Raw genomic sequence first — 21,021 nt, 5'->3', positions numbered from 1 at the left:
CCCGACCATGTCGTGGGCCTCAGCAAGCAACGGGATGAAACTATGAACAAGCGCATTGCATAGCTCTATCTAACCTCGGCAGCGATCTTTGGGTTGGTGCTCAACAGCCCTTCGGCGTTCGCCTGCGGAGGAATCTTTGATGCAGCCTGCAACACCGCCCATGGCGGCCTCAGTCAGACAACGTCGCGAAACAGACGGCGAAGGTCGTGCAGGATGCCGCCGCCACCACTGTCAAGGCGGTGGACGACACGGGCAAGACGGTCGAGAAGTCGGCCCATGACGGTGGTCACACGCTCGAAAAGGCCGCCCAAGATGGTGGGGATTATGTACTTTACAAACCCATGAAACCTGATACCTTCAACTGAAAGGTTGAAGTTATTTGATTTTCCCATGTCTGTGCTCAGCAACCCTTACTTCCACCACGAGAAAGCGGCCTTCGCTCATCTCGAAAAGCTGTTGTGGATCAACGGGGTGGTTTGCCCGCACTGTGGCGTGGTCGATAAGGCTGGTCGCCTTAAGGGTGTAAAGGGCAAAAACGGCAAGGTCCGGCTCGGTCTGTGGAAGTGCTACGAGTGCCGTAAGCAGTTCACCGTGCGGGTCGGTACGGTCTTCGAGTCCGCCCATATCCCGCTGCACAAGTGGCTACAGGCGGTTCACCTGATGGCGTCCAGCAAGAAGGGCATTTCGGCCCATCAGCTCCACCGCACTCTGGAGATCACCTACAAGTCGGCGTGGTTTTTGGCTCACCGCATCCGCGAGGCGATGCGTGACGGGAAGCTTTCGCCCATGGGCGGCAATGGCAAGACCGTGGAAGTCGATGAGACCTACATCGGCCGTTTGCAGGGCGTTGCGAAGCCTCGCGGCGGCGGCGCGCATAAGAACATCGTCATGACGCTTGTGGAGCGTGGCGGCTCGGCCCGCAGCTTCCATATCGATGCCACCGCTCTCAACGAAGTGACCAAGATCGTTCGCGAGAATGTCAACCGCGAAACCGTCATCAACACCGATGAAGGCCGTTGGTACAATCAGATTGGCGCCCACTTCATGAGCCATGACGCTGTGAACCACAGCCGAGAGGAATACGTGCGCTACAGCGCCGGTGACACGATCACCACCAACACCGTCGAGGGCTACTACAGCATCTTCAAACGGGGCATGAAGTGCGTCTATCAGCACTGCTCAGAGAAGCAATTGCACCGCTATCTCGCTGAATTTGACTTCCGCTACAGCAATCGTGTCGCGCTGGGTGTGGACGATTAGGAGCGAGCGGAACTGGCAATCAAAGGTGCAGCCGGTAAACGCCTCACCTATAGGTGGCCTAGTGAAGCCGGTATTGGGTCGTAAGTATTTGAAGTTGCGAATCAAATGATTCGTAAAAATCTTCTTGACGAATCAATGAGATAGCCTTATATGGTTTGTGGGGCATAGCCCGGGAGGTCGCCGTTACGGCGGCTGCTTAAGAGCCAGTCTTGCGACTGGCTTTTTTGCTTTTTGCCCTCTCGCGCGCTTTTTCGACCATTTCAAAGCAGCTGTATTTAATGCCGAGGTGTGGGGTTTCTTCTTCGGACAACAAGTCATCGATGAGCTTCTTGCTTGTTCTGAGCATTTGGTAGGGCGTGTAGTTCGGGTCGTACCCGCCCCGAGCCATGGGATAGAGATACACGTCGGCGATCTGCATCAGCGGTGACTTTTTCGTCCGGAATCTCAAATCGTAGAGGGTGTCGGCCAACTCTTCCTGTGTCATCGGCGCGTACTTCTTCATGTTGCCGGTGTCGAATGGCATCCCTTTGGTTCTGAGGTCGGAATAGTACTGCCGAACGTGGCCGTCGGCAGTCTTATCGCCCTCCTCGACAAAGACGCGCAATTTACAGCCCTCGGAGCGGGCCCGTTTCGCGGCTCTCTCGCAGATAACGCTAAAGGCAGTCTGGCAAAGCTGCCATGTCTGCCTTCCGTACTTCTCTCGATACCGTGCATTATACCCGGGCCGATCGATCACAGCGGCATACCCGATAACAGGAATGCCAGTTAGCAAGTCGCCCAACCCGCGCATGAACTTCCCGCGCTCCTCGGCGGAAAGCGTCCGAAGCCAGGAGAACCGCTTGTCCCACAGCCGAATGTCGTATGATCTGAGCGGGTATGTAATGCCCCAGGTTTCGCAGAACTTTGCGTGCTGGGTGACAATTTGGCCGTCATCCTCTTCCTTCATGAGAATGCCGCCCAATGCGAACCAGTCTTTGTACGTAAGATCGTCGGCAATCTTCTTGTCAGGATTCCGCGTTCCGGAATCATCCATATATAGGCACATTACCTTAGGCATCGGTGGATCTCGTGACCAAGAAGCAACTGGAAAAGTTCAAGCAAGCCGCCCGCGAGTTAGAGACGGACGATGATGAAAAGCGGTTCGACGAGCGACTCGGCAAAATCGCTCGGCAGAAGCCCGCCGAGCGCCCTAAGCCGACCGATAAGAACGGCGACTAGGTATTTGTGAGTCGGGGAGCCTTTCGCGCCTTCCGGTCGGCTTCAATGGCTTCGCGGATCGCTGAGGCGCTTCGGCCGCTCGCCTCGACGCATTCATCGTTTCCAAGCCTAAGCTCCTCTTCGATGCGCTCGGCAGCGAGGGCTTCGGCGGCCATGACGAACGAAAGCTCGGCGACCGAAAGGTTGTCCCGCACGTTCACCTTCGGAGCAAGGCCGCGTAACTCGCGGAGCTGGTAGGACTTGCCGCCCAGAAGCTTGAGGTAGACCGCTTCCGTACAGTCCATATAACCGCGCCCGGTCACGTAATGGGCCTTGAGGGTGTCCGTGTAGGTTACCCGCTGGGAGCGGGATAGCGCCCGCGCACCAGCCCAACGGTTTTCCTCCGCCGTCGCCCGTTCCAGAATCTCGTCAGCAAGCGTGGCATCGCCAGCACGGTAGCGAAGCCAAACTTCCCGAACCTCAAGTTCCAGCTTTGGGCTCAGGTAGCCAGCGTATGCGGCGGCAATGATCGGATGGGCGTAGGTGCCGGTACTGCCTCTCCCACGCTTGGAGTAAATAGCTGGAATTATTGTCTTATTTTCTTTCAAAGAAGAAATTCTGATCTTTTTCTCAAGCTCAATGATCAGAGCGCTGGCCATGCGGCCACGCCGCCATTTGGCCGGAACCTTACTGTCGGGAGCTTTGGCGGCTCGCCAGAGATCATCGAGACAAATAAGCCCGTATTCGTCCTCGAAAATCTTGCTGCCCCTGATCACGATAGAACGAGACTGATTCACCACGAATCTCCAGTTGCACTCAAACCCCCGAATGCAACTTACCCGATTCCTGCCCGGGTTCCTCAGTCAAACCGCGTGTATCCACCAAAATGGGTGTGCGAAGTACATAATCCCCACTTCCCACTGGCGGAGGTTGGCGCTGCGCACTATGCCGACGGCGGTCTCGTCGCCAATGCCCCTGACCAATGTGCCCTGCACGAGGCAACGCACTTTCTGAGCAAGATGTGTGTCAGATCTCGATCCTCAGCATCGGCACCACTTCGACCGGATTTTCCCTCAAGCGATCCCTCGGTCGCGATCTCGGCAGCGCGAAATGGATGATGCGAGGCCGGCTCTTGAGAACGATCGTTTCCTCACAGCAGCAGCTCGTCGATTACATGCTGCGCCACAACTGGGCGAACGCTATCTGCGAATCGATGCCACCCAATCGGAAGAGCAGCAGGCAGATTTGGCCCTGGATGTTGCTCGGCGCGAACGCTCAAGGCACGTTGCTTGGCCTGGCGGAAGGTAGCTTCCAGAAGGTTTCTGCTGATAATGCACTTCAAAAATTTCTGACTCACAAGCCCGATCCGCCCGACTTTCCCGGCGTGACCTCGGCTTAGATTGAACGGCGAGCGCTCTAAAGTCGGTACCCGGAAGACCAAGTTCTCATAGGCGTTTCTTGAGTTGGATCGATCCCTTGGTATTGCGATCGGTCCAGTAATGACCGCTCATCTTCTTCGGCGGCGTACCGATGACGCGGTAGCGGAATGCGCCATAGTGGATTTCGGTCTGCGTGCCGCGAGCGAGAATGTCGGGGTCGCTCTGGTAAACGCCAATCACTTCATAGACACCGTCATTGTGACGGATCAGCCGTCCAGCAAGCTGAAAGGATCTGTTTGTGTTGGGCTCTTCGCCTGTCACCAATCGAACCGATAACGATGTGTAGGTTTGCGTAATCGTGGCGGTGCCGGTGATCGTCTTGTTCTCTCGGCCACCCTGTTCGGCGTAGGAGGACAATAATTCAGCGCCCCACTCGCCGGAGAGGTCGGGTGTCTTGTGAAAAAGCCGGAACGGCCAGTGCCGCCACAGTACCCGGTCGAAGGCCGTCAAGAGGCCGGTAACGACCGCGACCGTGACCGAAAATGGCTTGGCGTAATCCCAGGATAGGTCTACTCCGAAGTACAGGAGTGAAATTGCCCAGACCGCGGCCGCAACGATGATGATCACTGAGATCGAAAAGCCTGAAGGCATGTCCGAAGCAAATGTCTGAGGAAATGGATATCGAAGCGCTGCTTCGGAAAGTACATTCTGAAGGTCTTCCTCGCTACCCTTTGCTGGTCGTGTTCTTCACCGGAAGCGAAGAGCCGCCGGATTGTGTTTCGATGCTTCGCGTTCCGATGCTGAGTGGAGGCTTTGTCTTTGGCGAGGACTTTGGCAGCCGGGTTCGGCAAGCGATGGCGGATAACGAGAGCGCCCACGATGGAGCGGTTGCGTTCGGCCGATCGAGGAAGTCCAGCTCCTATAAGTGCGCGGGCTGGTCTTACCGCATTGTCGCGACAACAGCATCTGGTGCGGCAGAGGCAAACAGGGGCGCGGCTTACAACAGCGCAATTTCGTTGTCGCTGAGCCGCGGTGTCGATCTCGTCTGCCTGTTTTCCCGGGATCTGGAGATCTTCGTGGGTGGGAGGCGGGCAATCCTCGTTGAAGGTCGGCAGTTCCTATCATAGGGAAGCGATTGCGGTTGCTCCGCCGATAACCAGGCCGTTCTGAATGGTCCCGGCCCCAGCACGTTGGACGGGGAGGGCAGGAACCGCCTTTTTGCCTCCAAAAAAAGGTCCGAATCGGTCTCAATTAGGGTAAATCCTTGATTTGACGTCGAAACCTTTTTGAAATCTAGCTCTTGCGGGGTGTCAGAAGTTCTCCTATGTTTCTGACACTGGAGTGAGAGCCATGATCGCCCTTAGCACCCGGATTTTGGAAGTCACCAAAGAACTGCCCGAAGGCGCACCGATTGCTGCCAAGGCGCTTTTGCACCTTGGAAAGCGTGCTGCTGTCGATCAGGCCCTTTCGCGTCTTGCCGAGCGAGGAAAGCTCCTGCGCGCGAGGCGAGGGGTGTATCTGCGTCCGGTCGAAAGCCGTTTCGGGGTTAGAGCTCCGTCGGTCGAAAAAGTCGTTGAGGAAACCAAGGCTCGCAGCGGTGAGACCATTGTTTCTAGCGGCGCGGCGGCGGCCAACCATCTTGGTTTGACAACGCAGGTACCTGTCCGTCAGGTTTACCTTACCTCTGGTCCTTCCCGCGAGCTCCACCTTGGCAAGCAAGTTGTCCAGCTCAAGCATGCGCCGCTTTGGCAGCTTACGCTGGCGAACCGTCGTGCTGGTGAGGTGGTGCGTGCGCTTGCCTGGCTTGGTCCCAAGACGGCAGAACGAGCATTGCGGTCGGTCAGTCAGAAACTGACACCGACCGAAGTGAGGGAACTTAAGTCCGCGGCGTCTTCATTGCCGACTTGGCTTGCCAGGCCGGTAAGCGAACTGCATGTCTGACAGGTTCCTAAACCTGTCTGACGCCGAGCGCCGAGAGGCGCTCGGCGTTGCTGCTTCCAATTCAGGACGTCCGGCACATCTCCTTGAGAAAGATGTCTGGGTTGTTTGGTGCTTGAACGCACTCTTTTCCTCTCCACTGGGAGAGCACCTCGTTTTCAAGGGCGGAACGTCCCTTTCCAAGGCGTACGGCGCGATCCGCCGCTTCTCAGAGGACGTCGACCTTACCTACGATATTCGGGCAATAGCCCCTGATCTCGTGAAAACAAGCGAGAGCAATCCTGTCCCTCAGACCCGAAGCCAGGGCAAAAAATGGAGCGACCAGGTCCGAGAGCGACTTCCAATTTGGGTGAAAGAAAAGGCGCTTCCCGTTATCAATCAGTGTCTGGAAAACGACAAGCTGAGTGCAAAGGCGGAAGCCGATGATGACAAAATCTTCGTCCGATACGCTCCCTTGGAGACGGGCAATGGCTATGTGAGCCCCGCCGTCATGCTTGAATTCGGCGCAAGATCCACCGGCGAGCCGAGCGAGCTTCACGACGTGGTTTGCGACGCGGCCCAGTATCTTGAAACTCTCGAGTTTCCCACTGCCCGGCCGAAAACCATGAAAGCGGAGCGCACCTTCTGGGAGAAGGCGACCGCCATCCATGTTTTTTGTGTCCAGGGCAAACTGCGAGGCGAGCGTTTTGCTCGCCACTGGTACGATCTGGTGAGGCTGGATGACGCGGGGATCGCGGACGCCGCATTAAAAGACCGAGAACTGGCTAACACGGTGGCAGAGCATAAAACATGGTTCTTCTCTGAAAAGGACCTTGCCGGTGCGATGATTGACTATCACAAGGTAGTCAATGGTGCATTGAAGCTCGTCCCTGAAGGGGAAGCGCGAGCCGTTTTGGAACAGGACTATCAACACATGGTCGACGACGGCCTCTTGCTGGATGAGCCAGAGATCTTTGATACGCTAATGCAACGGTGTGCGGACATCGAAAGCCGCGCGAACAGACCAGCCTTGAAAATCTAGAGATGGTCGGAGTTCATGCGCTGAGCTCGATCAGTTATCGTGCAGATCACCTAATTGGCTCCGCCGAGTGCGAATGTGATCGATGTCAATCAAATGCGCCTGCCGAATAGTCTCCGACGAGACGACGCCACGATCGGTGCCCTATCGGATCGCCGCCGGTTAGTTGGGAAAGATGTGGAGCATGCTCGGCAGGTTACCGACTCAGCCGTGCCTCGACCGGGCCGATCGCAGGCGCAAGCTTTAGAGCTGAGACAATCATAAATTGTAACGATTGTTGCGTTCCGGTCGCAGACTCTGCCCGCCTTCGGGCTCTAAGTTGGTGAAGCATATCAGGCGCGCGGGGCATTCAGTCCGCGACATACGGTATCGCCGATCGTTTAATGGCAAGGCGCATCTAGATGGGTCGCCAAAATTGCCTCCACCGCCCAAACCTGCTGTGGCCCGAGGGCGGGACCGACGATGATTTCCTCGATGCCGCAGTTGTTGGGATGCGAGGTCGAATTGAATACATACCTGGGAACTGGGTTGTTTACCTGTTGCTAGCGAGGGGCGGGAATGATATGGAATGTATGATATATAGTAAGTATATCCGACAAATAAGATCAAAGCCGTGGCCAAGTCAATTTCGACACAACAGGCCCGTGCCATCGAACTCCTCAAGGCGCGCGGCATCGCGCGCCCCTCCGAGCTTGCCACGGCTGGCGTCACCGCCGCGACTATCGCGCGCATGAAGGAAAAGGGCCTCGTTGTCCAGCTCGGACGCGGCCTCTACCAACTGCCCGATGCGCCCATCGACACGCATCATTCCCTCGCAGAAGCCGCCAAGCGCGTGCCCAAAGGGGTCGTCGCGCTAACCTCGGCCCTCGCCTTCCATGAGCTGACCGACACCATTCCTTCGATGGTCTGGCTCGCCATCGGTCCCAAAGACCGCCAGCCCCGTCCAACCAATCCGCCCATGCAGTTCGTTCGCTTCAGCTCGGAACGCCTTCAGGAGGGTGTCGAGACCCATACGATCGAAGGTTGCCCGGTGAAGATCTTCAGCCCCGCCAAGACCGTCGTCGATCTTTTTCGCTACCGACGCAGCGCCGGGACACGCTATCGTCATAGTACCGGCCTCAACCTCGCGCTTGAAGGCATGCGTGAGGCCCTGCGAACCCCCAAGGCGAAGCCTTCGGAGATAGCGGATTTCGCGCGCAAGGCCGGGGTCTGGAAGGCCATGCAGCCTTATATGGACGCGATGATCGCCAATGGCTAACCCACCCAAGCATGTCGCGGCCTCGGTTCGTGCGCGGCTGCTCACGCTTTCCAAGGAGCGTAACCAGCCGTTCGACCTTCTCCTTACCCGCTATGTGCTTGAACGGCTGCTATATCGCCTTGGCTCGACGGATTACCGTAACCGCTTCGTCCTTAAGGGCGCGATGCTGCTTGCGACCTGGGTCGACAACCAGTTCCGGCCAACGCCCGACCTCGATCTTCTCGGCTCGGGCAATCCCGACCCCGACGCGCTGTTGGCAATCTTCAAGGAGATCGCCGCCGTCGACACAGCCGACGGCGTCATCTTCGACCGGCCAGCTTCACCGTCGACCGCATCCGCGACGAAAACGAATACGGCGGCGTCCGGATCAAGAGCAATGCAGCGGTCGATAACGCCCGCGTTCGCGTCGTGATCGACATCGCGTTCGGCGACGCCATCGAGCCCGGCGTGCAGGAGACCGACCTGCCGGTCCTGCTGGATTTCCCGGCGCCGAAGCTGCGTTCCTATCCGCGCGAGACCGTCATTGCCGAGAAGTTCCAGGCGATGGTCGCGCTTGGCCTCGCGAATAGCCGACTAAAGGACTTCTACGACGTCTGGGTGTTGATCCGCTCCTACAAGTTCGACGACGACGCCCTAGCCCGCGCCATCAAGGCGACGTTCACTTGCCGCAAGACCGAGATTCCGACCGCATTGCCGGACGCGTTCACCGCGGCCTTCACCGAGGACGCCGGCAAAAAGGATCAGTGGGCGGCGTTCACTAAGCAGGTCGCGGTCGACCCGGCCCGCTGAAGGATGTGGCAAAGACGCTCGCGGAGTTTCTGATGTCGCGCGCAGAGGAAGCTCGCACCCTGAAGGACGGGGCTAGGGAGACCTAGCTGGGTCGACCATGGTGCTGCTAATGACGCCGATCATCGTCATCGACACTAGCAGCACCAGCAGCACCAGCAGCGTGAGCATTGCCGTTCCCGTGATTACCGTGATCACCTTGATCGCCAGCAGCACCTGCTGGATGATCATGCCCATGCCGATCATCGGCATCACGCCAGCCGGTTAAAAAACCGCTGCCAATCGCGTGCTGAACTACCGGCTCCGCAACCGCCTGATCGCGATATCCACACCGTAATTCGGATAGCCAAAACGGCCAACGAGCCTGGTAGGCTGGATATCGAGAACAGATTCGCCGTAACCCTAATATCTCGAGGGATGCCTGACTGTGAGATTTCGGAATCTTGAAAAGTACCAGCGGGGCAAATCGGGTAGCACCATGCAGCTCGGAATTCCCTTGCCGCAAACGCCGGACGGCCGGGTGTATCGATACTCGCCCAACGAACACGCGCACCCGCGCCATTTCGTCATGGGCAGTCGAGTCGAGGGCTTCTCGTTGCCGGAGGCGATGACACCCCGCATGTCGCATCAACCGGGCGTTCCCGAAACGGTTTGCCCCTACAGCGGCGTCGTCGCGCCCGACAACGACTTCACGCATCCTGACGATCTCGCTGCCGCGAGAAAGATCGTGGAACATGCGGCGCGCGCAGACATGCAGGAAGCGATCCACGGGATGTTTGAAGATCTCGGGCGGAAGTTTTCGGGAAGCAAATCGATCAAGATCAAGGCTGGTCCCCGGCCCGTACACAAGCCGGTGCCCCGCTTCGTGCGCAGCGATTTGCTACGTGAATTGATCTGCGACGAGTGCGGCCGTGACTACGGCGTTTTCGCCATTTCGCTGTTCTGTCCCGATTGCGGCGCCCCGAACATCCATCTCCATTTCGCCCGCGAAGTGATGCTGGTGCGGGATCAGGTCAAACTGGCCCACGGCCTTGGCGAGGACCAGAGCGAGTTGGCCTATCGGCTCCTGGGCAACGCCCACGAGGACGTGCTGACCGCCTTCGAAGCGACGCTCAAGACGGTCTATCTTCACAAAGTGGCAATTCGACCAGCTGGTTCGCCGGACGCAAAAACGGTCGGCAACGCGTTTCAGAATATTGGCCGCGGGCAACAACGCTTCGCGGAGTTCGATTTCGATCCCTATGCCGTGCTCTCGCCGGCCGCGCTTGCGGTTTTGACACTGAATATTCAAAAGCGCCATGTCATCGGGCACAACCTTGGCGTTGCGGATGCAGCTTTCGCCGAGCACGCCGCTGATTCCCGGCTCGGCGAGACCGTGCCGCTCGTCGGCGACGAAATCCTGCAATTCGCTGAAATTGGTCAGATGGTCGTCAATGGTCTGGACGCCTGGCTGGCCAATGGCTCGCCGCCACCGGTGGAAAATTCGACGACGAAAGCCATCGTCGCGCCGCCTACAAGGGAGACTGCTGCAGTGAAAATTGGCGAGCTAGGACCGCTCGCGGTCAAGATCGGTCTGTGGATCGCCAAGGAATCGACCCACGGCTATAGCGATTTCATACCAGAGGACGAGTTGATTGCCGCGTTTCCTGATGCCTCGCTTGATGAGCTGGCTTTCGCCGTCGCTGAATTGTCGACGGATGACTTTATCAATACAACCTCGTTCGTCGCCAAACGGCTGCCGCGCATGACCAGCAATGCCAGCCTCTACATCACGTTCGATCCCTACGCCTTGGGGGGCGATCCTGCCGTCGACGTCGTGACTCTCGTCGATACGGTTCTGGCCAAGAAGGGAACCGTCGGCGTTGAGGAACTGCACAAGGAAACGGGCTGGCCGCTCCGGCGCTTCAATCCGGCTTTCGCCTATCTCATTTCGCAGATTGAGGAGCGACGCGTCCTAAAGGGCGGCACGAACGAATATCCGGCCCGAGGCTTCTATCTCAACGATCAGGACCGGGTGGAGCTGCACCGTTTCGCTTCACGCATGCGGCCCTAAGCGGGCACCGGGCAGAGCGATCCGAATGGCCAATGCGCCGCTTAGGCTTTCGATGGCGGACAAAAAATGCCGGCTGACAAAGCGCGGACGCACGAAGAAACTCTCGCGTATGCCTCGATCTCCTCCGCGCTTTTTACGTAGGTCCTCCCGGTCACGCGGCCGCGCGACGTTGCGAGGCGGCCTGGAAACGCCTCTGCTCCCGATTGTGGCACTCAGGACGGCCTTGACCCAAAGAGCCAGGCCATCAGCCTTCAATCGAATGCGTTGCGAAAGATTGTAGTGCTGCTCGATGACTGGAGCGAGCCTCTCGCGCGCCTCCCGGCTGGAATCCGAGTTCGGTTGCTTGTGGGCAAGTATCGCGCTGGCGGCGCCGCCCAGTCTGCGGTCATCCAGGAACGTCGTCATCGTTGTCCTGCAATCGTGCGGGCTCCAGGGACGAATTCCAAAGCGCTCGAACAGGTTCGGCCTGACCTTCGCCGGGCGCGGTTTTGGTTCCGGACCTTTTCCAGGTCGCGGAGTTCGATGTCGCGCACCATCTTGTTGTTGATCGGTCCGAATTCATCAAGCCTGAGGTAGCGCTCGTACGCCTTGCGATAGCTGACCCTCAGCTTCAGCTGCTTCTGTTTCAGGGATTCGTCGGTCAATTGCTTCCATGTCCAGGACGGACGCCTTCGCCTTATCCTGGCAAGCCAGCAGTGGTCGAGCCTGGCCTCGACGTCACGATCGCGAAAATTGCTGCCGTCGCGAGCACGACAAATTGGAACGTATTTCCGACACTGGTGAGGCGGTCCGGATGGTTTGCGATCAAGCCATCCGAGATGCTCGTACCGAGCGCCTCGTTCAGCCATTGACCAAAGCCGATGTTGCCGCGCAGAAAAGGATGAGTTGCAGTTGCATAAGTCTCGGCGCAAGGGGCAGCACGAAAATCGATGTCGGAGACGTTCAGGCTGAATCGACCCTATCGAAGGGAATCGGAATTTTGTTGGCATCTGCTGCGAGTGTGCCGGTCTCGTTGCCTTTGAGTGTAATTGTGTAAGCAGCTTGCCAGTCGATCAGGAAACGGCGATCGGTCCTGTGAAGAAGCTGTTCCCGGATGGCGTCGGCGAGTTCGCAGTGTATTGCGCCGATCAATCGGTCCCGAGGAAGTGCCTGCTGGCCGGTCAAGTCAGGCAGTTGAGTTCCGCAGGCCGCAAGTGAAAATGCTAGCAATAGCGAAAAGACTTTATCGCAATGCATGTATCAGCCCCCAATACTTCAGCTAGACGTTGAGTTGAATTAGGTAAAGAGCTTGCTTGGCATGGATGACGTCGCGGGCGGTATCGAACGAGTTCACGCGTTCTGCAGCCAATCGGACTGAAAAAGGGAGGCGGAGCGATCAGGTGTCGGATCCGCGAGAGTTGTTGGCCGGCCGCCGCTAGTCCCTCTTCCTGGGTTCGAAGGGCACAGCGATGCCGTTGGATCATGCAAGGTTCATCAGGAGGCGGCGGTTGTGGACTTCAATGGCATTTTTTCAATGCGGCGCCAGATCTCATCCGCGATCTCGCGAAGGACTGGATCTGAGATCCGCTCCTTATTGCCAGTGACGAACTGTCGTCGATTATCGAGCGTTGGAAAATGGTTGGCATAGACTAGCGCCTGGAAAACGGCGTCCAACTTGTCAAAATCGCGAGCCAAGCTCGCGCACCGATCGGCCCCTGTCTCAAACCTTTGAAAGTGACTGAACGAGGCGGCTAGGCCAGGTAAATGCTGATAGGTAGCTAGCGCGGCGATGCGATGCATCGTTGGTATCTCCTTTGACTTCGTCTCGCCGTCGGTAGGGCGGTAGTCGCCGATGTAGGCCTCTGCGATATCGTGATACAAAAGGATTCGGATGATCTGGGTTGTTTCTTTTGGATCGAGTTTCGGCGTCAGTCGTTCGCTCAGAAGGTCGACGAGAAGCATCGCACCATAGGCATGCGAAGCGACACTTTCCACAACCTGCTTTTCGGCCGTCATCTGGCGATCAACCCACCCGATCCGCGGTATTGCTTTCGTGGCAAATAGCTCAACCACCGCATCAAGGCTTGAGTAGAGTTCTCGCGAAAGTGCGTGTTCAACCATGATTAGAAAGGCTGAAAGCTCTGGGCCCAACGTCACGTTGCTGGCCATGAGCCTCTTTATGAGACCCGCCTCTTGTTCACGTTGTTCTGTTGATAATTTCGCGAGTTCATGACGATACCGAACCAGCGAAAAATACGTCAGAATGCAGATTCGATCGTATTCGCCCGTCGTTCCGCTGCTTATCGCGGCCTCTATCCGTCGTCCAAGCAACTGGCGAGTACGACGCCAATTACCTCCTCTGTCTTCATGGTCGAGCGCCACTGTGACGCCTGTGGCATTGTGATCACGGTAGTATTCGAGATGAAAGCTCCGGTTCAAGCGATCTTCATAGGGATCGCTGATGACGGCGGCGATGTAAGAGTCGGTTGCTTTCTTGTCGCCATTTAGCGAGCGGCTGATATAGAGCGAGCGTCTTGCGAGCCGCCAGAATTTGGTCTGTTCGCTCGGCGATATTGTGCCTGGATCCAGCAACACTTGAGCGGCTGTGTCGAAAGCTTTTTCGGCCCGAAGCCTGCCCCGTTCGGAGCGCGCACGTCCGAAAAGATACAAAGCATAGGAAAGTGAAGCGGGCTCAAGGGTGTCCGAGATCTTGTGCGCTGCGGAGAGCACTGCGTCCTCGACGCGCTGGTCGGCCATGAGATCCTTGACAGCGCTGTTGACGTCGTTGCCAAACACCAATGATAGAAAAAGCTCCTCGTTAATACCCGTAGACTTGAAGATCGCGCTGCTACTCTTGGGATTGTTGAATTCACCGAGGATATAGACGACAGCCTTGGCGATCAGTGCGGTTTGGACAATGCGTGGAAAAAGCGCGAAGTCGCTCTCGTATCGGTCATGCGCGGTCGCAAGCTCTGGAGATCCGGCACTTTTCACCAGGATCCGGCAGTAAGACCGCAGAGCTGCTACGCAAAGCAGATTGAACTGCCGGCTCGTGAAGCGGCCGTAGAGGTCGCCGTAGAGGTTTTGCATCGATTGGATCACAAAGGCCGAGCTGTTCTTGCCTTCGAACGCCATCTTCCCGGCATTGTGTAGATATATGGATACCACGAAATGATTGAGATAAAGAAACCCGAGCGTTCGAAGCGCAGCAATGATCGCCTCGGGTGACTCGCTCGTGCTCGTTCCGCTCGTTCGGACGATACCGCCAATAACCGCCGTTGCTAAAGCGTCATCGTTTACTGAGATCGCTTTCAAGTCGACCGTACGGTCGTGCTTTCTGTTGTGAAGGTAAGGCGTCGGAGGGTAATCATTTGAGTCCGCTTGGAGTTCATAATGATCAATTCCGAACGCGATCACCAGCGTTGGCTCGTTGCGCGCGAGCAGCTGGGAAAGCGCCTCGATGATCGGGCGCTCGCTGTCCGTTCCGATCAACCCATCCAGAAAAACGATAACGTTGTCCTTCGTGTCGATCAGGCCGGGAGCATCCCGATCGACACGTCTTCGAAGAACCGAAACGGCATCGGCCGATCCGGCTTCCTTGATTATTTTGCGGGCGTCGAGGAACACTGTTTTGGGTGCTTCGTGCGCATCATTAACTGAAAGCTGGAGGGCTCGCAGGAGTGCCGTCTTTCCGCCGCCGCCGCGCCCCTGGACCAGGAACGACCCGGCTCTGGGCTTTTCCAATATTTCGCTCAAGAGCTTCGAAAACCGAATTGGAAGAACGGTCTCACCATGATCTCTTTTCGAGACGGTAATGCGCATATTCGAAAAACGATCGTCGAAATCTGAAGTGGAGGGGGCGCCTAGTATTCGCTGTCCTGGATACTCTGGACTGTAGTCTTCCGGGACGCCACTAACTCCGCTCAGCTTTCGCTCGTCTCCAAAGAGACTAGGCTCAGCGATGAGTAATTTGACCGTATCCAGTGCATTCGACATCGCCCAGCGGCGGATAAGTCCGTTGCCGATCGCATCGTATTCCGGCTTCTGTGTTGTGGCCGGGTCACTGATAGCTCTGACTGCATAAAATGGCGGCGCCGGTGTCAATGTAAGTAGCCCATCCGCAATAAGCCCGCTTTCCATATCGGCGGCAACATAGTTGCGATCCGCGTTCTTCAATACGTGTTCTTTGAAGCGCGCTGATTTGATCAGCAGATTGCTGACTGCAAAAGGCCCGCTCACCACGGTCGGCGTCTTGGCGAGGTCCTTGACACCCTCCCATTCTTTCAGCTTCCGTCGCTCATTTGGGGTGAGGGTGTAACCCATTCGTTTGGCGAAATTGTCAATGCTGGGAAGCTTGTTCTTCTTCTTGAATGGGACAGAATTTACGACGTATCCGGCACTGATGCTCACGGGAGCCGGTTTGCCGCCGGGAAGTATTTCATACCCATTCTTTTCGTCGTCCTGCGCAGCCGCTCGGTAATCAATGACATTGATGTGAGTGGGGACGACGACGTCACCAACCCGAGCGTCCTTTATTCGGCCCGAAATGCCGACGTTCAACACCAGCTTGGGTGAGAATTTCTCCGAAAAGCGAAGCGCCGCATCCCGGATTCGCAGGCCGATTTCGCCCACGCTCACCAACGCGCCCCGCCGGGAGGTGCCGTTCGCGTCTTCGTATTCAAAGGAGTGATACTGAAAAATGCCCAGTCGAGGCGCCTCCTTCAGCTTATGAAACGGCAAATCGTGAAACGTCTCTGCTTCTTCCGTCAGCGCGATTAGAATCAGTACGTCTAGGGCTTCTGGTGAAGTCATGAAAGGTCTCGACGGGAAATTGGGCAGGGGATCGCCGATTGAAGGCGCCACCTCGGCTATGAGTATTGAAAACTATTGGCGATGACTATTTGCAGCTTGAGAGCTTACGTGTGTTGATTGGTTCAATCAACTGGAACGACGCAATCGTCTTTCGAAAATTGGCGCAACTCTCTAGGGTTAGGAAGACCGCCGCACAGCCCATCATCCGATCTCACCTGGACAGGAGTGGTCGCCGCGTACCGGATGGCTCCACGTGCCGAAAATGCAGACCAACCCCACTGCCGATGGGTTACATTCTCTGCAATCCAGACATCCCTAATGCGGTGACACAGCTGCACGGCGGCCCATCGGCCACTTTCTTCCCTCTGAGGCCGAGAAGATTATTTCCCAGGTACGCCGAACTTTCGCCGAGCTAGCTGCAGCGGCGTCGCAATGTTCGCCGGATTTCGGCGTGCTGCCAGGGAAGGGTGCGGAAAAAATGCGGCCTCCTCACAAATTCGGGAAAATGGCGCGCCGTGTCCTACTATTTTGCTTATGAGTGATCGCCGCCCATCTTTGGAAGTATCCTCCTGAGGGGCGCCGCCCGCGGCCTATAGGAGTTTGGATGATGAAGTCGCCCGAGCGGCGCTGTTCGATGTGAAGCAAACGACCCCCGCAAAAGCTCTCGGCCGCGCACAAGAGATGCTACGAGCTTTTGTGATCTTCGCCAGCATCCGCGTGATCACCTTCCCCGTTAATGGCTGGGTACCTGCAAATTGCTAATGAGGGGGGCTGATTGGTCGTGCTCGACGTGATCTTTCAACAATCTCTGCTTCTTGGCTTGCACCCGGATCTGAGACGATCTTCAAAGGGAAGCGACCGACCGGCCTTGCGAATTCCATAGTAACATTCCCGCCTGCTTCTGCGACCAACGCCTTTAGGCGATCGAACTCGCCGCACCAGATCGTTTCCATGTCGTGGTCACGACTTGCATCGCGAGCTTCGGCCGAGCTGCCGATACCTACGGCACGCACCTGAAGGAGATCCGATCTGGGTCCGCCCAAGAGCTCTACTCCGTAGCCAGGATTGGCCGCCTTACGAATGACGATCTGGCCGTTCTGGACCCAGGCAATCGCCATTCCCTTCGATACCTCGTATCCCAGGCCCGCAAGACCTTCGAGCACCGCACGCCTGCGCTCCTCGGCCGCCATCGCCTTGAATTCTTCCTCGATGAGCAGGTCTGCGCGCTTGACGAGTTCTTGTCCCTTGCTGGGCAATGGGGAGGCGAGGGCGTCCTCGATTTCGGTCACCAGCGAGGTAGCCTCCGCTGGCTTCATCATGGAAAGCTCGGCGCGTCGCGCCCGAAGCTCGTCGGCTATCCGAGGCGCACTGGCGCTCATCAACGGACTGTGCGAGCTTAACGGTATTCTCTCGATTGGACGGGCGAGAAGATCCTGCATGATGGTTTGTGATGTGTCCACGAATTTGAGCAACTGCTCGGCGCCTGATGGTGTGGGATCGCCTTTCAGGGCCGGTGGGCCGGGGTGAGGAGTTGTCACATCGCGATCGACCGGAAAGCATGCCGACGCTGAAGGAAGTGGACAGGGCGCGGGCGTGGAGTGAGAAACCAACCAGACCTTAGGAAGGTAATCGTGAAGAAGGGTGAAGCGGAAGCGGCCATTTCGCACTTGGTTGATAAGTGGGTGGAGCAGGCAAAGGAGCCGTGGCCGCCCGATGGCCTGCATCACTACAGCTTCGGCACGTTCTGGACTTGGCTCCAAGACAACTACCATCAGTATACGAAATTTCGGGCCGTACCGAACGCTCGCTATGTCGCAGAGATGTGGTTCGATTGCCGCGCGGCGAACAGGATGGAAGTGGAGCGTCGACCATGATGAGAGGGCTACGCCGGGCTCGTGACGCAGGGAGGGCGTAGCCCGACCGGAGTTACGAGCCCGGCGTCGGCGCGATCCACAGCGGACCGCGCCGACTGGTGATCGCGGCCGGCTGGTTATGCAAGTGGTTCTTCCGCCAAGAGGAATCACTCGCGTGCCAGGCCGACACATTACCGATCACCAAATGAGGCTCTACATGAAGTACCGTCAGACCGATAGCCCACCCGTGGCCGCCGCCAAGGCTTCGTTCAGCACCTCGACCGCTTACCGGATCGAGAAGGATCGACGCCTTCCGTCGCAGAAGAAGGCTCCCCGCGGCCGTCGCCGGCCAGATCCCTTGGCCCGCGTATTTGAGACAGATATCGCGCCGATGCTGAAGGCCGCCCCCGGTGTGCGGCCGGTCACGATCTTCGAGGAGTTGCTCCGACGCCATCCCGAGCTCGGCGCCGGCATCCGTCGCACGCTGGAGCGCCGGATCCGGGCCTGGCGGGCGATCCACGGCGAGGAGCAGGAGGTCATCTTCCGCCAGACCCACGAACCCGGTCAGCGCGGCCTGTCCGACTTCACCGACATGGGCGAATTGGGTGTCACGATCGCGGGCGTACCGCTCGACCATCGTCTCTATCACTTCCGGCTGGCCTATTCCGGGTTTGAGCACGCCCATGTCGTGCTCGGCGGTGAGAGCTTCGTCGCTCTGGCCGAAGGCCTGCAGAATGCCTTGTGGTCACTCGGTGGGGCGCCACGGGAGCATCGCACCGACAGCCTGTCGGCCGCCTTTTGCAATCTCGACCGCGACGCCAAAGACGATCTGACGCGGCGATACGAAGACCTCTGTGCCCATTACGGCATGCGGCCTTCCCGCAACAATCGTGGCATCGCCCACGAGAACGGGGCGATCGAGAGTTCGCATGGTCATCTCAAGCGAGCGATCGGCGACGCGCTGTTGCTGCGTGGCACCGCCGACTTCGACGATCTAGCTGCCTATCGTGGCTTCATCGATGAGATCGCCAGCCGCCGCAATGCCCGCAACGCCAAGCGGATCGACAGTGAACGTAGCGCACTTCAGGATCTGCCGGACCGCCGCACGTCGGACTATGAAGAGGTGATCGTCCACGTGACGTCGTCCGGCGGCTTCACCTTGCGCAAGGTGTTCTACACGGTGCCGTCGCGCTTGATCGGCCATCGGCTGCGGGTGCGCCTGTATGACGATCACCTCGACGTGTTTGTCGGCGGCACGCATCTCCTCACCTTGCCGCGCGGGCGGCCGCATCCCAATGGCAAGCACGATCAGGTCGTCGATTATCGGCACGTGATCCATTCCTTGCGGCGCAAGCCGATGGCGCTCCTCAACCTGGTCTACCGCGACCAGCTGTTCCCCCGGGAAGCTTACCGCCGAGCCTTCGACGTCTTGCGCAAACGCTTACCGGACAAGAAGGCCTGCCGGATCATGGTCGATCTCCTCGCACTCGCCCATGAGCGCGGTTGCGAGGCCGAACTCGCCAATCAGCTCACGGCTGACCTGAACGACGGCCGGCTGCCCGACCTCAACCGGCTACGTACTCACTTCGCCCCGGATCCCGCCCAGGTGCCGAACGTCGTGGTACGCCTCGCACCGCTCGCCACCTATGAATGCCTCATCGGTACCGCCGAGATCGGAGGCGCCGCATGAGCACAACCAACGTAGTCGACACCGCGCGCCTCAATCTGTTGCTCAACGAGCTGCGGCTGCCCGCCATCAAGGCGCTGTGGCCGCAATTTGCCGAGCAATCCGATAAAGAAGGCTGGCCGGCGGCGCGCTTCCTCGCCACCATTGCCGAGCACGAGATCGCTGAGCGCGGCCGCCGCCGCATCGAGCGCCATCTCGTCGAGGCGCGGCTGCCTACCGGAAAGACCTTTGACAGCTTCGACTTCGAGGCCGTGCCGATGATCTCCAAGGCGCAAATGACCGCACTCGCCGCCGGCGACGGCTGGCTCGGCAAGGGCGCCAATCTGCTGCTGTTTGGTCCGCCCGGTGGAGGCAAGAGCCACTTGGCGGCAGCAATCGGCTTGGCCCTCATCGAGAACGGATGGCGCGTCCTGTTCACCCGCACCACCGATCTCGTGCAGAAGCTCCAGGTGGCTCGCCGCGAGCTCAACCTCGAGGGCGCCATCAACCGCCTCGATCGCTTCGATCTCGTCATCTTGGACGATCTTGCCTATGTCACCAAGGACCAGGCCGAGACCAGTGTGCTGTTCGAGCTCATCAGCGCACGCTACGAGCGACGCTCTTTGCTGATCACCGCCAATCAGCCCTTTGGAGAATGGAACAAGGTCTTTCCGGACCCAGCTATGACCCTCGCGGCGATCGATCGCCTTGTTCACCACGCCACCATCGTCGAGATGAACGTCGAGAGCTATCGCAGGCGGACTGCCCTCGAGCGAAAGCGTGGTCCAGGGCGGCCACCGGAGCACGCGACACAAAAAACGCTCGCTTGATTGACGCTCCGCGACAATCAAAGCAAACAAAACTCTTGCGCGCGACAATCATCGCGGCGATCATCATCGCGCCGCGACACTGACTCGCCATCCTGATCGCCGCGCTCTTCCGACCCAGATCGTCGCGCTATAGTTCGATAGGCTTACGAAGCAGACATGGCGCAATTAGCCGGTGCCTAAGAGCGAAAAAGGCCGGTGTTCAAGGACGTTGATCCGATCGCCTGCCTGCTGCCAATTCTTGGACTCACAGATCTAACCGTTCAGTCCCTGAGCCCAATTGCTCAGGTAGACACGGCTTCGTGCCGCATGCCGGACACAAAGTTAGGGGTAAGGCGCGAAAGATAGCATCAGCATCAGGCTCGCAAATCCCGCCTGCTTTAGGTCAACCCTTCACAGTCAGCGCGAGCCTCGCTCCGAAGCCTCCAGCCAAAGCGTCGAGTGGGGTGCATTCGGCTGAAGCTTCGAACGCTTCTTCGGCTGTCGAGGCGGACATCTTTGTGAGACGGGCTCGGTCCAGCCTGCGGGGCAGCTCCTGTCGGTCCCCGAAACAGGGCTGACGACTAGTCTGGGTGGGGCAGTCCTCGAAGTTCGCGGCGGAACGGCTGTGCTCGAAGGGCCCGGTGGGATTCCGAATGGCAGCACGGGGCGATGTGGTCCCCGGCATCGGGCGAATCGACACTATCGTGCGCTGAGGCCAGCCGACTTCGTCCGGCCGCAATCTCGTTTCGCAGGAGAGCTGGATCGACGACTCGGCAGCCTACGACCGGCACGTCAAGAACAGTCTCGAACGTTCAGTCGCGCAGTTGCCGAGACATATCCGACATCTGGCACTGCTGGTGTGCTGATGGCGCCGCCACGAACGAGACGAGCCGAGATCACATGTCGCCAGTGGCTGGATAAGCAGGTTGCAGATCGGCGAGCTCGACCGGCGTGAGTCGCAAAGCGAGCTGCGGGCACGGCTTTATTGCGCTCTAAGCGAATGAGTGAAGAAA

General features: G+C 58.1%; 22 protein-coding genes and 1 pseudogene. 14 read left to right on the top strand and 9 right to left on the bottom strand.

Features of this window, described 5'->3' with window-relative positions; all coding sequences use genetic code 11:
- Positions 1 to 206: 206 nt before the first annotated feature.
- Together CIT37_RS33935 and CIT37_RS33930 are read left to right on the top strand one after the other, a co-directional pair.
- Positions 207 to 365, top strand: a complete 159-nt coding sequence (locus CIT37_RS33935; RefSeq protein ID WP_154694113.1) for a hypothetical protein — start codon at positions 207 to 209, stop codon at positions 363 to 365.
- Between the two features lie 25 nt (positions 366 to 390).
- Positions 391 to 1,257, top strand: a pseudogene (locus CIT37_RS33930) (IS1595 family transposase); the annotation flags it as partial.
- A 199-nt stretch (positions 1,258 to 1,456) separates the two neighbouring features.
- Here CIT37_RS33930 and CIT37_RS33925 read toward each other — a convergent pair.
- On the bottom strand, positions 1,457 to 2,317 hold the full coding sequence (locus CIT37_RS33925) for a DUF3800 domain-containing protein (protein WP_049802019.1): 861 nt from the start codon (positions 2,315 to 2,317) through the stop codon (positions 1,457 to 1,459).
- Between the two features lie 11 nt (positions 2,318 to 2,328).
- Between CIT37_RS33925 and CIT37_RS33920 the strand changes: the two genes are divergently transcribed.
- A complete protein-coding gene (locus CIT37_RS33920) occupies positions 2,329 to 2,478 on the top strand; it encodes a hypothetical protein (protein WP_162130977.1) in 150 nt (49 codons plus the stop codon).
- Here CIT37_RS33920 and CIT37_RS33915 read toward each other — a convergent pair.
- Entirely contained in the window at positions 2,475 to 3,254 is a 780-nt protein-coding gene (locus CIT37_RS33915; protein ID WP_038974990.1) for a KilA-N domain-containing protein, read from the bottom strand. The genes CIT37_RS33920 and CIT37_RS33915 overlap by 4 nt on opposite strands.
- 224 nt (positions 3,255 to 3,478) lie before the next feature.
- Between CIT37_RS33915 and CIT37_RS33910 the strand changes: the two genes are divergently transcribed.
- On the top strand, positions 3,479 to 3,856 hold the full coding sequence (locus CIT37_RS33910) for a hypothetical protein (RefSeq protein ID WP_028143528.1): 378 nt from the start codon (positions 3,479 to 3,481) through the stop codon (positions 3,854 to 3,856).
- Between the two features lie 46 nt (positions 3,857 to 3,902).
- Here CIT37_RS33910 and CIT37_RS33905 read toward each other — a convergent pair whose 3' ends face one another.
- Entirely contained in the window at positions 3,903 to 4,463 is a 561-nt protein-coding gene (locus CIT37_RS33905) for a Cap15 family cyclic dinucleotide receptor domain-containing protein (RefSeq protein WP_131233132.1), read from the bottom strand.
- Positions 4,464 to 4,498: 35 nt separating this feature from the next.
- Between CIT37_RS33905 and CIT37_RS33900 the strand changes: the two genes are divergently transcribed.
- The 6 genes from CIT37_RS33900 (at position 4,499) to CIT37_RS33875 (ending at position 8,839) form a co-directional block, all read left to right on the top strand.
- Positions 4,499 to 4,963, top strand: coding sequence for a hypothetical protein (locus CIT37_RS33900; protein ID WP_028143526.1), 465 nt, complete (start codon positions 4,499 to 4,501; stop codon positions 4,961 to 4,963).
- A gap of 223 nt (positions 4,964 to 5,186) precedes the next feature.
- Entirely contained in the window at positions 5,187 to 5,777 is a 591-nt protein-coding gene (locus tag CIT37_RS33895) for a DUF6088 family protein (RefSeq protein WP_080669724.1), read from the top strand.
- Complete coding sequence (locus tag CIT37_RS33890; protein ID WP_028143524.1) at positions 5,770 to 6,795, top strand: nucleotidyl transferase AbiEii/AbiGii toxin family protein; 1,026 nt, start codon at positions 5,770 to 5,772, stop codon at positions 6,793 to 6,795. Before CIT37_RS33895 ends, CIT37_RS33890 begins: the two co-directional genes overlap by 8 nt.
- A 610-nt stretch (positions 6,796 to 7,405) precedes the next feature.
- Positions 7,406 to 8,050 (top strand): type IV toxin-antitoxin system AbiEi family antitoxin domain-containing protein, encoded by a 645-nt coding sequence (locus CIT37_RS33885; protein ID WP_095424411.1) that lies wholly within the window; start codon positions 7,406 to 7,408, stop codon positions 8,048 to 8,050.
- Positions 8,043 to 8,462 carry a nucleotidyl transferase AbiEii/AbiGii toxin family protein gene (locus CIT37_RS33880; protein WP_310473377.1) on the top strand — a complete coding sequence of 140 codons (420 nt, stop codon included), beginning with the start codon at positions 8,043 to 8,045 and terminating at the stop codon, positions 8,460 to 8,462. Before CIT37_RS33885 ends, CIT37_RS33880 begins: the two co-directional genes overlap by 8 nt.
- A complete protein-coding gene (locus CIT37_RS33875) occupies positions 8,459 to 8,839 on the top strand; it encodes a nucleotidyl transferase AbiEii/AbiGii toxin family protein (protein ID WP_369427631.1) in 381 nt (126 codons plus the stop codon). Before CIT37_RS33880 ends, CIT37_RS33875 begins: the two co-directional genes overlap by 4 nt.
- A gap of 72 nt (positions 8,840 to 8,911) precedes the next feature.
- Here the strand turns inward: CIT37_RS33875 and CIT37_RS33870 are convergent, their stop codons facing one another.
- Positions 8,912 to 9,088, bottom strand: a complete 177-nt coding sequence (locus tag CIT37_RS33870; RefSeq protein ID WP_154694112.1) for a hypothetical protein — start codon at positions 9,086 to 9,088, stop codon at positions 8,912 to 8,914.
- A gap of 226 nt (positions 9,089 to 9,314) precedes the next feature.
- On the opposite strand from CIT37_RS33870, the gene CIT37_RS33865 reads away from it, so the two are divergent.
- Positions 9,315 to 10,889 carry a glycosyltransferase family protein gene (locus CIT37_RS33865; RefSeq protein ID WP_095424412.1) on the top strand — a complete coding sequence of 525 codons (1,575 nt, stop codon included), beginning with the start codon at positions 9,315 to 9,317 and terminating at the stop codon, positions 10,887 to 10,889.
- Here the strand turns inward: CIT37_RS33865 and CIT37_RS33860 are convergent.
- The 5 genes from CIT37_RS33860 to CIT37_RS33840 all read right to left on the bottom strand — a co-directional run bounded on the left by CIT37_RS33860 (position 10,872) and on the right by CIT37_RS33840 (position 17,152).
- On the bottom strand, positions 10,872 to 11,294 hold the full coding sequence (locus CIT37_RS33860) for a hypothetical protein (RefSeq protein WP_028143521.1): 423 nt from the start codon (positions 11,292 to 11,294) through the stop codon (positions 10,872 to 10,874). The two genes, CIT37_RS33865 and CIT37_RS33860, sit on opposite strands and share 18 nt — an antisense overlap.
- The gene (locus tag CIT37_RS33855; RefSeq protein WP_028143520.1) at positions 11,291 to 11,533 is read right to left on the bottom strand and encodes a hypothetical protein; all 243 of its coding nucleotides are present in this window, start codon (positions 11,531 to 11,533) and stop codon (positions 11,291 to 11,293) included. Before CIT37_RS33855 ends, CIT37_RS33860 begins: the two co-directional genes overlap by 4 nt.
- Before the next feature lie 298 nt (positions 11,534 to 11,831).
- Positions 11,832 to 12,125 carry a hypothetical protein gene (locus CIT37_RS33850; RefSeq protein ID WP_161966256.1) on the bottom strand — a complete coding sequence of 98 codons (294 nt, stop codon included), beginning with the start codon at positions 12,123 to 12,125 and terminating at the stop codon, positions 11,832 to 11,834.
- 237 nt (positions 12,126 to 12,362) lie between these two features.
- Positions 12,363 to 15,680, bottom strand: a complete 3,318-nt coding sequence (locus CIT37_RS33845; RefSeq protein WP_028143518.1) for an HD domain-containing protein — start codon at positions 15,678 to 15,680, stop codon at positions 12,363 to 12,365.
- A 758-nt stretch (positions 15,681 to 16,438) separates the two neighbouring features.
- Positions 16,439 to 17,152 (bottom strand): hypothetical protein, encoded by a 714-nt coding sequence (locus tag CIT37_RS33840; RefSeq protein ID WP_244611322.1) that lies wholly within the window; start codon positions 17,150 to 17,152, stop codon positions 16,439 to 16,441.
- Positions 17,153 to 17,311: 159 nt separating this feature from the next.
- On the opposite strand from CIT37_RS33840, the gene CIT37_RS33835 reads away from it, so the two are divergent.
- The 3 genes from CIT37_RS33835 (at position 17,312) to istB (ending at position 20,029) form a co-directional block, all read left to right on the top strand.
- A complete protein-coding gene (locus CIT37_RS33835; protein WP_152036293.1) occupies positions 17,312 to 17,554 on the top strand; it encodes a hypothetical protein in 243 nt (80 codons plus the stop codon).
- Between the two features lie 154 nt (positions 17,555 to 17,708).
- Positions 17,709 to 19,223: an IS21-like element ISBj11 family transposase gene (gene istA, locus CIT37_RS33830; RefSeq protein WP_039228609.1), complete on the top strand. Its 1,515-nt coding sequence runs from the start codon at positions 17,709 to 17,711 to the stop codon at positions 19,221 to 19,223.
- Positions 19,220 to 20,029: an IS21-like element ISBj11 family helper ATPase IstB gene (istB, locus tag CIT37_RS33825; protein ID WP_018270204.1), complete on the top strand. Its 810-nt coding sequence runs from the start codon at positions 19,220 to 19,222 to the stop codon at positions 20,027 to 20,029. The genes istA and istB overlap by 4 nt, the downstream gene beginning before the upstream one ends.
- Positions 20,030 to 21,021 lie beyond the last annotated feature (992 nt).

Origin of the sequence: Bradyrhizobium ottawaense (assembly GCF_002278135.3) — a bacterium.
Lineage (GTDB): Bacteria > Pseudomonadota > Alphaproteobacteria > Rhizobiales > Xanthobacteraceae > Bradyrhizobium > Bradyrhizobium ottawaense.
The sequence above is the reverse complement of the archived record's forward strand: the minus strand, read 5'-3'. Positions and strand labels throughout refer to the sequence as shown.

Bases quoted from the DNA above. Each gene is read 5' to 3' on its own strand.
- CIT37_RS33860 (WP_028143521.1), bottom strand. From the start codon at position 11,294: ATGACGACGTTCCTGGATGACCGCAGACTGGGCGGCGCCGCCAGCGCG.
- CIT37_RS33925 (WP_049802019.1), bottom strand. From the start codon at position 2,317: ATGCCTAAGGTAATGTGCCTATATATGGATGATTCCGGAACGCGGAAT.
- CIT37_RS33895 (WP_080669724.1), top strand. From the start codon at position 5,187: ATGATCGCCCTTAGCACCCGGATTTTGGAAGTCACCAAAGAACTGCCC.
- CIT37_RS33880 (WP_310473377.1), top strand. From the start codon at position 8,043: ATGGCTAACCCACCCAAGCATGTCGCGGCCTCGGTTCGTGCGCGGCTG.
- CIT37_RS33850 (WP_161966256.1), bottom strand. From the start codon at position 12,125: ATGCATTGCGATAAAGTCTTTTCGCTATTGCTAGCATTTTCACTTGCG.
- CIT37_RS33870 (WP_154694112.1), bottom strand. From the start codon at position 9,088: ATGCCGATGATCGGCATGGGCATGATCATCCAGCAGGTGCTGCTGGCG.
- CIT37_RS33890 (WP_028143524.1), top strand. From the start codon at position 5,770: ATGTCTGACAGGTTCCTAAACCTGTCTGACGCCGAGCGCCGAGAGGCG.
- CIT37_RS33845 (WP_028143518.1), bottom strand. From the start codon at position 15,680: ATGACTTCACCAGAAGCCCTAGACGTACTGATTCTAATCGCGCTGACG.
- CIT37_RS33865 (WP_095424412.1), top strand. From the start codon at position 9,315: ATGCAGCTCGGAATTCCCTTGCCGCAAACGCCGGACGGCCGGGTGTAT.
- CIT37_RS33900 (WP_028143526.1), top strand. From the start codon at position 4,499: ATGTCTGAGGAAATGGATATCGAAGCGCTGCTTCGGAAAGTACATTCT.
- istB (WP_018270204.1), top strand. From the start codon at position 19,220: ATGAGCACAACCAACGTAGTCGACACCGCGCGCCTCAATCTGTTGCTC.